Genomic DNA, 12413 nt, shown 5'->3' with positions numbered 1-12413 from the left:
TAAAAGATAGCGAGCCGATGGCGGCTTTGGCATAACCGCAGAGTTTGACCAATCCCCGCGTATGTCGGTGCGGGACACGCTGCCGTTGCCTGCGCGACGCTTAGTTCTTAGCCAACATGGGCAAGATCAGACCCCACTGTGTTTTCTGAGGTGGTCCAACCGGCTCGAAACCCAGCTTCTTGTAGACGGCTATCGCCCGTGCATTGTCTGGATGCGGATCAGTCGCGATCACAGGTGCCCCCTCATCAAAGAGAGCTTGCATTCTCATGCTGATAAATGCTGATCCGTGCCCGAGACCGACCATTTCGGGGTCTCCGATGTATTGGTCAATTCCCCGCGAGCCTTTGGGAAGATAGGCGAAATGGTGATCTGCCCACCCGTGAACCGTGTAGTCCTGCATGAACGCAAATGGGCGTTCGGCGATCGAAACAATCCAGCGTGCTACCCGTGGGTCAGCCAATTCCGCTTCATCATATGGCTCATCTGAATCCCACCATTCACCAACATGCGGGCTCGATTGCCACCCCATCAGCATATCGAGGTCGTCCAGCGTCGCCTTGCGAAAACTGTAATGATTGGTTGTCATCATTCGCACAGTTTAGCAGATCGCCCGCCGGTAGGGATGAGTTCGGAGCTTGTCGTCCGCCTTCAAGTGATTCGAGGCGAAGCGGACTTTGAAACTGGGCGTTCCTACGCGCAGCCGAGATAAGGGCGTTTGGGAGTTCACGCGGAGGTTGGGCGAATATCCCGCGCTGACGGAACCGGCGTGATACGCGCTATGAGAAACGTGCCGCCATCTTCCTGGCCTTTGTCAAACTCGCGGCGATCCGTCGGTGGCTGCAGATTGTGAGTCCACGGCCGGGTCGTCAGGCCCGGCCGGCTCGCCCGCGAACGCCGGCGCCAGGGTGCTGGAACGGCGGGGATAGGATTTTCTCCTCGCAAAAAAATTCCGCAGCAAAAACAAGGGCCGGCCGATTATTTTCGCCCTTTCCGCCTGTTTTCTATCCCACAGCTTTGGGCCTCCCTTATCATCCGTCCCATCGCTCTTGCGGGAACCGGATGCGCACCGGGTGTTCGGGAGAGCGGCGGCAACCTCCCCCTCCAGGGATCGGTACCTGGAGGCATGCTGAGGGCCCGCGACAGGCCGGCGGTGCCGGGGTGCTGGGTGACAGACAGCACTTCGGAAAAACGGATGCTGGGTGAGAGACAGCATCGCGGAAACCGCGGAGAAGCCGCTAGGGCTTTTCCTTCGGCCCGGCAGAGACCACCCCCTTCATTGGGTGCAGCCGGGACGGAGAAGAGGCCCGAGTGACCGGCCAATGTCGGGACAGCGGCCGGCGGGGCGCGTGGAACGCGCCACATAAACTAACAGAGAGGCTCGGATCACGCGCCCCGCTTCCCACCTTCTTCAATGGCCAGACGGCGAAAGCCGGGCGTGGCGGCGATGAAACGCGCCCTTTCCCTGCTCCGTGTGGAGGGCAATCGCATATGAGGGGTCGATCTCCACCCGCAACCGCCTGCCCCTGTCGCGCCTCATGGGAACAAAAATGTTCTTGCTTTGTTCTGAGCAAGGAGATAGGAATAGATTCATCACACAGAGGTCGGCGCCCAAGGCGCGGAGGCAGACGATGGAACAGATCGCACGGGCAGACATTGCCGCTTTTAGCGGTGGAGGTTCGGCCATGGCGAATGCGATGATCGAGGAAGCGGGCCTGCGAATCGGCGAGGACCGCCGCAGAGGGCGCGGCGCCGGCGTCAATCCGAGCGGGCGCTTCGAGCCGATCACCCGCCATGTCTTCGACGATGGCTGGGAGACGCTGGAGGAACTGCCCCCCTTCAAGACTGAAGTGCAGGTGGAAAAGCCGCGCACCATCATCACGCGCAATACCTCGCCCGACATCTCCTTCGACCGGTCGATCAACCCCTATCGCGGCTGCGAGCATGGCTGCGTCTACTGCTTCGCCCGGCCGACGCACAGCTTCATGGGGCTGTCCCCTGGGCTCGACTTCGAATCGAAGCTCTTCGCCAAGCCGGATGCGGCGCGGCTCCTGGAGAAGGAATTGTCGAAGCCCGGCTATGAGCCGCGCGTGATCGCCATCGGCACCAACACCGACCCGTATCAGCCGATCGAGAAGAAATGGCGCATCATGCGCGAGATCCTCGAAGTGCTGGATGCGCACAGCCATCCCGTCGGGATCGTCACCAAGTCGGCGCTGGTGACGCGCGACATCGACATCCTCTCGCGCATGGCCGAGCGCGGACTCGCGAAAGTGGCCCTATCGGTGACCACGCTGGACCGGCGGCTCGCCCGCACCATGGAGCCGCGGGCGGCGACGCCGACGCGTAGGCTCGAGGCCATGCGCGCGCTCAACGAGGCGGGGGTTCCGGCCTCGGTGATGATCGGGCCGGTAATTCCTGGCCTCAACGACAGCGAGATCGAGCGGATCCTTGAATCGGCGCATTCGGTCGGCGCCCGCGAGGCTGGGTATGTGATCCTGCGGTTGCCGCTGGAGGTAAGCCCGATCTTCAAGGACTGGCTGCTGCGCCACTATCCGGACCGCTACCGGCACGTGATGTCGCTGGTGCGCTCCATGCGCGGCGGCAAGGACTACGATTCGGAGTGGGGCAAGCGCATGACCGGAAGCGGCCCCTATGCCTGGCAGATCGGCCGCCGCTTCGAGATCGCCGCACGGCGCATCGGCCTCAATGCAGAGCGGCGCAAATTGCGCACGGACCTCTTCAAGGCAGGCAAGGGCGAGGGTGAGCAGCTGACCTTGCTTTGAACGACCTGAGCTTCCGGACCGGTCCTCGCCCCAGGCCGCATCCGGATGACCCGTCGAAGCCCCCGTCCCCAGGGCCGACGGCCGCCTTCCCGGCTTTTCGCCCCCAAAGCCTCGGGAATGGCTTGCGGAGAATCGGAAGCGATGTAAGCATCGCCGCATGGCTGCGTCGCAATCCGATTCTCCGCCCCTTTTCGATCTGCCGGTGCGACCGGACTTCACGCTCGAGGCGGGCATCATGCGCGAGGGCCTTGCGCCCGTCGCGGGGCTCGACGAGGCAGGGCGGGGTCCGCTCGCGGGGCCGGTTGTGGCGGCGGCGGTCATCCTCGATCGCGACCGCATTCCCGAGGGGCTCGACGATTCCAAGCGGCTTTCGGCTGAGGAGCGAGAGGCGCTCGCCGGCCAGATCTTCGATGCGGCGCTGGCGGTATCGGTCGCCTCGCTCTGCGCCGGCAGCATCGACGGATCCAACATCCTGAAGGCGAGCCTCGAAGCCATGCGCCGGGCCCTCGACGGCCTGTGCCTGCGTCCGGCCTATGCGCTCGCCGACGGGCGCGACATACCGCCCGGCCTCCCCTGCCCGTGCCGCGCGGTGATCAAGGGCGACCAGCGCTCGCAATCGATCGCCGCCGCCTCCATCGTCGCCAAGGTGGTGCGCGACAGGATGATGGTGCGCACCGGCACCCTCATGCCGCATTACGGCTTCGACAGTCATGTTGGCTATGCGACCGAGCGGCACCGCTCGGCCATTCTCGCGCACGGGCCCGTGGTGCGGCTGCACCGCATGAGCTTCTCGCCCTTCAAGCCCTCGCTTGACGAGGGTAGCCCCGTCGAGGAACTGCCCATTCCCGCCGAGTGATCGCATATCCGTGGCAAGGCCGATGGCGGGCTGACGGCGCTCTGCTTGCGCCGCATGCCGTCGTTATATAGTCTAACCTATGTTATATCCCTTTAAGTGCCTGTCATGACCGAAAATTCCGCCGGCGCCGCGAAGCCCGGCCGCAGAGAAAAGCTCCGGGAAGCCACAATGGCGGAGATCCGCGGCAATGCCCGCGAGCTGCTTGTCACGCTCGGCGTGCCGGCGGTGACTGTGAACGCGGTCGCCAGGCGCATGGGCGTGAGCGGACCGGCGCTCTACCGCTACTATCCCAGCCAGGGTGAGCTTCTCGACGCGCTGCGCAACGACTTTTATTGCGAGCTGGTCGAGACGCTGAAGTCGGCACGCGACAGGAGCGGCGCCGAGGCGCCGGGCTGCCGGCTGCTCGCCATATCCCGCGCATTGCGGGAATGGGCCATCACCCACCCGGCCGAGTTCGGCTGCCTCTTTGCAAGCCGCGCTTCTCCCGAACAGTGCACGAGCGTGGTGAGCCAGACCGGACAGGCCTTCGGCCAGGTCTTCCTGGAGGAGTTCGTCGCGATCTGGCGGTCGAAGCGCTTCCCGATCCCGAGCCTTGAGGATATGGACCCGCTGCTTGCCGAGCAGCTCCAGGCCTATTCGGAAAGGATCGGCGGCGTGCTTCCGCCCGAGGCGTGCTACGTCTTCCTGTCCTGCTGGATGCGGCTTTACGGCCTGCTCTGCATGGAGGTGCTGGGCCAGATCGGCTTTGCCTTCAGCAATCTGGCGCCCGTCTACGAGGAGTGCCTGCAGGACCTCTGCCGCCTGATCGACGTGCCCTACGACGCACCGGAACTGCTCGCTGCCTGATCGGCTGCGGGCGCCAGTCAAAGAAATGCCGCCGAAACGGCGGCATTCTTGAACCAGCGCTGGCGGAACGGCTCAGTTCAGCTTCGACTTCACTTCACTGAGCGATTGGTTGAAGAGCTCGGCCCCGGTCTTCGAATCGACCTTCTCGGCGAGCAGCCTGTTTGCCGCCACGATGGCGAGATCGACGGCCCGTGCGCGCACCTCGTTCACCGCATCCCGCTCGGCCTGGGCGATCTTCTGCTCGGCCAGCACAGTGCGGCGGGCGACATATTCCTCGGTCTTGGCCTTCGCGTCTGCGACGATCAGCTTCGCCTCGCGCTTGGCGGCATCGACGAGATCCTTCGCCTCCTGCTCCGCCTCGCGGCGCTTGCGCTGATATTCGGCCAAGAGCTGCTGCGCTTCCTCGCGCAGACGGCGCGCTTCCTCGAGCTCGTTGCGGATACGCTCGGCGCGCTGGTCGAGAGAGCCCGCCAGCATGGCCGGCACCTTCATATAGACGAGGATGCCGAGAAAGATGATCAGCGCGATAAGCGCCCAGAATGTCGCGTCCATGCGCCTCTCCTATTGCCGCGAGGCCTTCACCGCGGCCTCCAGGGACGCCCTGTCGACATCGGCGCCGATGAGTTCCCGTATGATGGTTGCGGCCGTTTCCTCGGCGATCGCGCCGACATCGCTCAAGGCGGAGCTCTTGATCGCTGAGATGCGCTGCTCGGCCTCCGCCAGCTTGCTTTCCAACCCTGCCTCGACCCGGCGCCTCTCGGCTTCGGCCTCGGCCTTGGCCGCGTCGCGTGCCTCCTGGGCGATCGCCGACGCCTTCTTGCGGGCCTCAGCGAGCTCCTGCTCGTAGGCCGCGACCGCCGCGTCGGCCTCTTCCTTCATCCGCGCCGCCTGATCGAGATCCTGGGCGATGCGATCGCGCCGCACCTCCAGGATGCTGCCGATGCGCGGCAGCACGACCTTCTTCAGGAAGAGGTAGAAAAGGCCGAAAGTGATCGCCAGCCACAGGAGCTGCGAAGGATAGGTCTCCACCAGGAAGGGAGGAAAGCCGCCGCCATGGCCGCCTTCCGCTCCCGTCTCCGTATGAGTCTCGCCGGCGGCGTGGTCCGCCGCCTCCTGTGCGAATGCCGATGCCACGAACATGGCCTCTCCCTTCAGATCGACGAAGCCGGCCGCGCGGGCGCGGCCGGTTCAATAGGCGATGCTTCGCTTAGGTGAAGAGGAGGAGCAGCGCGACCAGCAGCGAGAAGATGCCGAGCGCCTCGGTCACGGCGAAGCCGAAGATCAGGCGGCCGAACTGGCTGTCGGCAGCCGACGGGTTGCGCAGCGCGCCCGCCAGATAGTTGCCGAAGATATGGCCGAGGCCGATACCGGCGCCGCCCATGCCAAGGCAGGCGATGCCCGCGCCGATTGCCTGTGCTGCTTCTACGTCCATCTTGTAACTCCTTGTGGAACTGGATTTCTGGTTAGGTCCGACGGAGAGCCGCCGAAAAACTTCCTAGTGGCCGGGGTGGATAGCGTCGTTCAGATACATGCAGGTCAGAACCGCGAAGACATAGGCCTGCAGGAAGGCCACCAGAAATTCGAGACCGGTCAGCGCCACGGTCATGGCAAGCGGCAGCACCGCGCCCGCCACGCCGGCAACGCCGAGGGCGCTGAGCGAGGTGACGAAGCCGGCGAAGACCTTGAGCGTGATGTGGCCCGCCAGCATGTTTGCGAAGAGACGGACGGAGAGGCTGATCGGCCGCGAGAGGAAGGAGACAACCTCGATCGCCACGACGAGCGGGATGAGCACGGCCGGCACGCCTTGCGGCACGAAGAGCCTCAGGAAGCCGAAGCCGTGCTTCCAGAAGCCGTAGACGATGACGGTGCCGATGACGAGCAGCGCCAGCGCAAAGGTGACGATGATGTGGCTTGTGACCGTGAAGAAATAGGGCACCATGCCGAACAGGTTCGCCACAAGGACGAACATGAACAGCGAAAAGACGAAGGGGAAGAAGCGCATCCCATGACTGCCCGCCGCATCGCGCAGCATCGATGCGATGAACTCGTAGGACATCTCCGACACGGACTGGAGCCGGCCCGGAACGAGGCCGCGGCTGGACGTCGTAAGATAGAGGAAGGCGCCGGCGGCGACCACCGTCGCCACCATGAAGGCCGAGGCATTGGTGAAGGAAAAGTCGAGGCCGCCGATTTCGATCGGGATCAGTCGGGAGATCTGAAACTGATGGATCGGGTCTGTCGCCACTTCAATCCCCTCGTCCTCGATACCGGCTGACGCCTAGTTCTTTCCCTGCGGACCGGTGTCGCCCTTTTTCGGCGCCTTCGATCCGAATTCTGCAACGAGTCCCGCCGAACGCAGGACATTGAGAATTCCCGCCCCGAAACCGAGGAGCAGGAAGATGATCAGTCCCCAAGGCGAGGTGCCGGCGATCCGGTCGATGAACCAGCCCAGACCCGCTCCGACCAGGACACCGGCGATGAACTCGCTGGAAAGCCTCAGCGCATTCGCAAAATCGCCCTTGCCGCCCGTCCCGGGGCCCTCGCCGCCCGGCTCTGCCGGCCGTCGTGCCGCCAGGGCCGCCTCGAGATCCCGCCGCCGCTTGTCCAGATCGTCCGGCTCTTCCTGACTGGCCATCAGAGCCTCCACGCCGGTTGCCGGCCGACGGATACCCGCCTTGAAGTCGCGCGCAACATAGTGAGAGGGCCTGCGGCAGTCAAGCTGGGCCACAGGCATTCGGGAGGGCACATTTCGGCTATGATATCAGCAGCTTGCTTTGGTGCGACAAAGCGTCTTCGCCGGCCGGGCGCCCGGCAGTGCGGGAATCGAGCGGTTTTTGCCGCAAGGAGGCTTGCCGCCCGTCAATTCCAGCCGCCGCCATGGGTGCGGTAGAAGATGTGCTGGCCGATCTTCTTGGTGCGCTCCATGAAGCGCGCCCAGCGCGGGCGCACATAGGTCGCGTGGTAATGGGTAGAGGAACCGACCTCGTCCAGCCAGATCTTTCCGGCGGTGACTGCCATGGCGACCTCCTCGGCAATGCGCCAGTGCCCCTTGCTCGCTACACGGTCCTTTATGCCGTCGCAGGCAAAGGAAAACTGGCAGCGGTTGCGCCACTTCTGGTTCTGATAGACGACCCCGCAGATGCTGTTCGGATAGGCGGGATTGCGCACCCGGTTCAGGATCACCTGCGCGACAGCGGCCTGGCCACGGACAGGCTCGCCGCGGGCCTCGAAATAGATGCCCGCCGCGAGGCACTGCTGCTCGCGCGCAGAAAAGACCTCCGCGGGAAGCGGCTGGCGCGCCCAGGGGTGATCGGTCGGAGGAACCGGCGGGATGAAGCGGCCAGCCTCCTGGTCGCGCAGGATGCTGGCGAAGGGCGAGGCCTTGGCATAGTCCGGCTCGGGCGGCGCATAGGCGGTTGCGAGCACGTCGGCCTTGTCGTTGTTGACGAGTTCGGCAATCACGGTCGGCAGGCCGGGGTCCTTCCGCTGCTGCTTGACGTAGAAAGTCGAGGCGATCTGCACTTCCTTGCCCTTGATCTCGGGCTTGGCGAAAGCCATCAGCATCTCGCCCATTGGAGAGGGCTCGACGAGCCTGCTCGTCTTCTCGAAGATCGTCCCGGCGTTGAACAGCCGCGGCGGCGCCATCGGCAGCGTCTTGACGAGGCGCGGCCTCTTCCCCGCGCGGTTGATGTTCTCCTCATCGGATCCGTTTGCGGATTTCCCCTTGGTCCGGAAAGCGACCTCGCCGATGCCCGGAGCGCTCAATCCCGCGCCGGAGATTGCCGATGGCGCGTCGGGATTGGCGAAGGGCATCTCCGCCTGATGGATGGAGCCGGCCACCGAGCGCTCCAGTACCGCCGTCCAGCGAGTTTGCCTGTCCTGGCCCGCGACGAGGCTCACCATGTCCTGGTAGGCGACCGCGGTCGGAAAGCCCATCCATACGCAGACCCCCAAAAATAAAGAGGGAAGATGAGAGCGTCCCTGAACAGACGGGAGACGCCAACCGGACGCGGCAATCCGCCGCTTTACACCTGAAGCAAGCACCCCAACCCTCACTCGACATGGAAAAACGCCACGCCGGAAGATTAATTCGTTAACCTTGATCGCGAGTTAACGGAGGGGAGGATTTTCGGAAAAGTTGAAGTAATCCGGGTGACAAAGCGCGCCGGCCAGCCGGCGCTCAGCCCCGTTTTTTTGCCTTCCCGGCATAAGGGTTTTCGGATGCGCGCAGCAGGATCCTGATCGGCACCCCGTAGATATCAAAGGCCTCGCGCAGCCCGTTGATGAGGTAGCGTACATAGGATTGAGGCACCGCTTCGGGGCGGGAGCAGGAGAGGACGAAACCGGGCGGACGCGTCTTGATCTGCGTCATATACTTTACCTTCAGCCGCCTGCCGGCGACGGCGGGCGGCGGGTGCTGGGCGGTTGCGCCTTCCAGCCAGCGGTTCAGCGGGCCGGTGGGCACCCGGCGGTTCCAGACCGCATGGGTGCCGACCGCGGCCTCCATCAATTGATCGAGCCCGCGGCCCGTTTCCGCCGAGATCGGCACAGCGCGCAGGCCGCGCGCCTGCGGCAGAAGGCGCTCGGTCTTTTCCCGGAGTCCCGCCAGCGTCTCCTGGCGATTCTCGACCAGGTCCCACTTGTTGAAGGCAATGACGGGCGCCCTACCCTCGCGGATGATGAGGTCGGCGATCTGCAGGTCCTGCTTCTCGAAGGGCATGGTGGCGTCGAGGACGACGATCACCACCTCGGCGAAGCGAACGGCGCGCAGAGTCTCGCCGACCGAGAGCTTCTCCAGCTTTTCCTGAACACGGGCCTTGCGCCGCATGCCGGCCGTATCGAACAGTTTTATCTCGCGCCCGCGCCAGATCCAGTCGACGGAGATCGAATCCCGCGTGATGCCGGCTTCCGGCCCGGTCAGCATCCGCTCCTCCCCGACCAGGGCGTTGATCAGGGTCGACTTGCCGACATTCGGCCGGCCGACAACGGCGACGCGGATCGGCTTGGTCGAATCGTAGGCGGGCTCCTCGTCAGGGTCGATGTCGTCACCAACGAGCGCGGCACCAGGTTCCGGCTGGGTCGGCTCCGGCTCGGGCTCCGCCGCCTCGCCCGCAATTTCGGCAATGGCACCGCGCAGTTCCACCATGCCCTGGCCGTGTTCGGCCGATATTCCGATGGGCTCGCCGAGCCCGAGGTTGAATGCCTCCAGCACGCCGGCATCCGTGCCGCGCACATCGGTCTTGTTGGCGACCAGGACCACCGGCTTGCCCTTGCGCCGGACCACCTCGGCAAAATTCTCGTCATCCGGCATGAGGCCGGCGCGCGCATCGATGACGAAAAGGACGAGGTCGGCCTCATCGATCGCAGTTTCCGTCTGCGCCCGCATGCGGCCGGCAAGCGTCGCCGCGGCGGCGGCCTCGAAACCCGCCGTATCGATCACGTCGAAACGAAGATCCATCAGGCGGGCCGGATGCACCCGCCGGTCGCGGGTCACCCCCGGCGTATCGTCGACGAGGGCGATGCGCCGCCCCACCAGCCGGTTGAACAGGGTCGATTTTCCGACATTGGGCCGGCCGACAATGGCGACCTTGAAGGTCATGGTCTATCCGGACTCGGCGGTGGTGGCGGTGATGAGGTCGGACATCATCTCCGCGCGTTCCTTCGCGGTCGCCGGCGCCTGCTCGTCGTTGATGATCTGGCCGAAAAGGGCGAGCGCATTCTCCCGGTTGCCCTCCTTCCAGGCGGCAAGGGCCAGCGCCTCGCGCGCCGTGTGGCGCATGGGATTGCCCTCGCCGGTCAGCGTCTCCACGCGTGCCGCCACATCCGCGTAGGTGCCATGGTCGACCAGGAGCAGCGCGGCGCGGAGGCGGGCAACGTCGCGGATCGCGCCCGGCGCGGAGCTGTCATTGGCCACCTCGTCGAACTTGGCGACAGCGCCTTGGGCATCGCCGCTGTCGGCAAGCGCCGTGGCGGTGCGCAGCCGCGCCAGCATCGGGTAGGCGCCGTAGCCGGAGGCTTCCAGCTCCTTCAGGATCTCCAGCGCCTCGCCATTGTCGCCTTCCTCGGCAAGCTCGAGCGCCTGTGCGAAGCGATCGCCCGACGCATTGGCGCGCGAGGTCGTCCAGTGATTATAGGCGACATAGCCCGCGGTCGCGAGCACGATCAGGACGGCAAGGCCAAGCGCCAGTGGCCCGTAGCGGACCCCCAGCGCTTTCATCTTGTCCTGGCGAAGCTCTTCGTTGACTTCGCGGATGAAACTGTCGTCGGACATTTATAACCTGTTCTTGGCCGCCGGCGGCCCCGCCCCGGCTTTTAACGGAATTTCACGCGCATGGAAGTGGCGAAATCCGGTCTTTCTACCTCATGCAGCTGTTTGCGCGTGTCGGCACGGGTTTTGCCGGGGACGGCGGCACAACAGGGTTCAGCCGGTGACGCCGTGGCTGGTCAGCAATCTTAATATCTGCACCTCCCTCGGCAATTCTATCAGGAACTCGGGATCGCGCTCCAGGTGATGGATCCTGGTGGGATCCTCGCCGGCGAAGACGCTCATCGCCTCGACGCTCTCCCAATAGGAGATGGTCACAAACTCGGTCTCGTTCTCGCGGTCCTCGCGAAAGGTCTGGACGCCCAGCGCCTTCTCAATCAGCGGCTTGATCCCCGCTTCGTAATTGTAGGCCTCATATTCGTCGGCGCGCTCACGCGTGGTCCGGCCGCGCCAGATACGGGCGATGGTGGGGCGTTTGGCTGTGTCCATGCAGTTTCCTCCATGTTCAGATGCGGGCACGGTCGGGCTCGGCGGCTATCGGCCCTCCCGCCTCAAGCGCTTTTATCAATTCTACCGCACCCGCCACAGGTCCCGCCCGCGCCATAATTGCTGCATAGGAGGCGCCGGGGTTTGTTCGGTGATTCTGCATGTCATTTCTCTTGCGCCTTTTTGCACTCGCGCTTCTCCTTCTGCCTTGCGCCTTCTCCCATGCGGCCGACCGCCCGCCGCAATATGTGATCATCTCCTTCGACGGCGCTTCCTTCATCGAGCAGTGGCAGAGGAGCCGTGCGCTGGCGGCGCGGACCGGCGCGCGCTTCACCTATTTCCTATCCTGCGTCTACCTGCTCTCGCCCGAGACCCGCCAGGCCTACAAGGCGCCCGGCGTGAAGGCGGGGCGATCCAATGTCGACTACGGCTTCTCGCGCGAGGATGTGCGGCTCCGGCTCGGCCAGATCTGGTCGGCGCGCCAGGAAGGGCACGAGATCGCCAATCACGGCTGCGGCCATTTCGACGGCAGCGCCTGGCGCGTCTCCGACTGGCAGGACGAATTCCGGCAGTTCCGCACGATCCTGCGCGATGCATGGAGGATCAACGGGCTCGAAGGCGAGCCCGCCGGGTGGCGGGCCTTTGCGGAAGGCGAGGTAACCGGCTTCCGCGCGCCCTATCTTGCCGTCAGCGACAGGCTTTACGAGGCGCTTGCCCGGGAGGGTTTCCGCTATGATGCGAGCACCGTCTCCCGCGGCCCGGCAAAGCCCGCAACGAAAGGAGACCTCGCCCGCTTTTCGCTGCCGCTCATCCCCGAGGGACCGGCGGAAAAACGCATCATCGCCATGGACTATAATCTTTATGTCCGCCATTCGGGCGGCCTGGAGCGGCCGAGCGAGGCGGAACTTTTCGCAGACCGGGCCTTCAACGCCTTCCTTGCCGCCTTCGAGCGGGAATATTCCAGCGAGCGCGTCCCACTGCAGCTTGGCTTCCATTTCACGCTGATGAACAACGGCGCCTACTGGCAGGCGCTGGAGCGCTTTGCCGAGGAAGTCTGCGGGCGCGCCGAGGTGCGCTGCGTCAGCTACCGGCAATATCTGGACGAGACGGAGCGCTCCGCCCCGAAAGGTTAGCGCCCGCGATCACGCAGGCGCCGGGCCGTTCGCCAAAGCTTTGC

The 12413-nt window shown here is 64.7% G+C and carries 14 protein-coding genes; 4 read left to right on the top strand and 10 right to left on the bottom strand.

The genetic code is table 11. From position 1 onward, the window contains the following. Window positions 1-100: 100 nt before the first annotated feature. Window positions 101-589, bottom strand: a complete 489-nt coding sequence (locus RIN79_RS05400) for a GNAT family N-acetyltransferase (protein WP_309083606.1) — start codon at window positions 587-589, stop codon at window positions 101-103. A 1039-nt stretch (window positions 590-1628) separates the two neighbouring features. Between RIN79_RS05400 and RIN79_RS05395 the strand changes: the two genes are divergently transcribed. The 3 genes from RIN79_RS05395 (at window position 1629) to RIN79_RS05385 (ending at window position 4485) form a co-directional block, all read left to right on the top strand. Beyond that, on the top strand, window positions 1629-2783 hold the full coding sequence (locus RIN79_RS05395; protein WP_309083605.1) for a PA0069 family radical SAM protein: 1155 nt from the start codon (window positions 1629-1631) through the stop codon (window positions 2781-2783). Window positions 2784-2940: 157 nt separating this feature from the next. Next, window positions 2941-3639: a ribonuclease HII gene (locus RIN79_RS05390; RefSeq protein WP_309083604.1), complete on the top strand. Its 699-nt coding sequence runs from the start codon at window positions 2941-2943 to the stop codon at window positions 3637-3639. A 168-nt stretch (window positions 3640-3807) separates the two neighbouring features. Further along, on the top strand, window positions 3808-4485 hold the full coding sequence (locus tag RIN79_RS05385; RefSeq protein ID WP_309083603.1) for a TetR/AcrR family transcriptional regulator: 678 nt from the start codon (window positions 3808-3810) through the stop codon (window positions 4483-4485). Between the two features lie 72 nt (window positions 4486-4557). Here the strand turns inward: RIN79_RS05385 and RIN79_RS05380 are convergent, their stop codons facing one another. The 9 genes from RIN79_RS05380 to RIN79_RS05340 form a co-directional block, all read right to left on the bottom strand. Then, a complete protein-coding gene (locus tag RIN79_RS05380; RefSeq protein ID WP_309083602.1) occupies window positions 4558-5037 on the bottom strand; it encodes a F0F1 ATP synthase subunit B in 480 nt (159 codons plus the stop codon). 9 nt (window positions 5038-5046) lie between these two features. Continuing rightward, window positions 5047-5625 carry a F0F1 ATP synthase subunit B gene (locus RIN79_RS05375; RefSeq protein WP_309083601.1) on the bottom strand — a complete coding sequence of 193 codons (579 nt, stop codon included), beginning with the start codon at window positions 5623-5625 and terminating at the stop codon, window positions 5047-5049. A gap of 67 nt (window positions 5626-5692) precedes the next feature. Then, window positions 5693-5917, bottom strand: coding sequence for a F0F1 ATP synthase subunit C (locus RIN79_RS05370; protein WP_309083600.1), 225 nt, complete (start codon window positions 5915-5917; stop codon window positions 5693-5695). A gap of 63 nt (window positions 5918-5980) precedes the next feature. After that, complete coding sequence (locus RIN79_RS05365; protein ID WP_309083599.1) at window positions 5981-6730, bottom strand: F0F1 ATP synthase subunit A; 750 nt, start codon at window positions 6728-6730, stop codon at window positions 5981-5983. A gap of 33 nt (window positions 6731-6763) precedes the next feature. Continuing rightward, complete coding sequence (locus RIN79_RS05360; protein ID WP_309083598.1) at window positions 6764-7120, bottom strand: AtpZ/AtpI family protein; 357 nt, start codon at window positions 7118-7120, stop codon at window positions 6764-6766. A 224-nt stretch (window positions 7121-7344) separates the two neighbouring features. Further along, window positions 7345-8541 carry a cell wall hydrolase gene (locus RIN79_RS05355; RefSeq protein ID WP_309083597.1) on the bottom strand — a complete coding sequence of 399 codons (1197 nt, stop codon included), beginning with the start codon at window positions 8539-8541 and terminating at the stop codon, window positions 7345-7347. Between the two features lie 124 nt (window positions 8542-8665). Next, complete coding sequence (der, locus tag RIN79_RS05350; protein ID WP_309083596.1) at window positions 8666-10084, bottom strand: ribosome biogenesis GTPase Der; 1419 nt, start codon at window positions 10082-10084, stop codon at window positions 8666-8668. Window positions 10085-10087: 3 nt separating this feature from the next. Beyond that, window positions 10088-10756 (bottom strand): tetratricopeptide repeat protein, encoded by a 669-nt coding sequence (locus RIN79_RS05345; RefSeq protein ID WP_309083595.1) that lies wholly within the window; start codon window positions 10754-10756, stop codon window positions 10088-10090. A gap of 150 nt (window positions 10757-10906) precedes the next feature. After that, window positions 10907-11239, bottom strand: a complete 333-nt coding sequence (locus tag RIN79_RS05340; RefSeq protein WP_309083594.1) for a hypothetical protein — start codon at window positions 11237-11239, stop codon at window positions 10907-10909. Between the two features lie 158 nt (window positions 11240-11397). Here RIN79_RS05340 and RIN79_RS05335 point away from each other — a divergent pair, with 158 nt between their 5' ends. Further along, window positions 11398-12369 (top strand): polysaccharide deacetylase, encoded by a 972-nt coding sequence (locus tag RIN79_RS05335; protein ID WP_309083593.1) that lies wholly within the window; start codon window positions 11398-11400, stop codon window positions 12367-12369. Window positions 12370-12413 lie beyond the last annotated feature (44 nt).

The organism is Chelativorans sp. (assembly GCF_031180965.1).
Lineage (GTDB): Bacteria > Pseudomonadota > Alphaproteobacteria > Rhizobiales > Rhizobiaceae > Chelativorans.
Note: the sequence above shows the minus strand (reverse complement) of the source record. Positions and strands in the feature narration are given on the sequence as shown.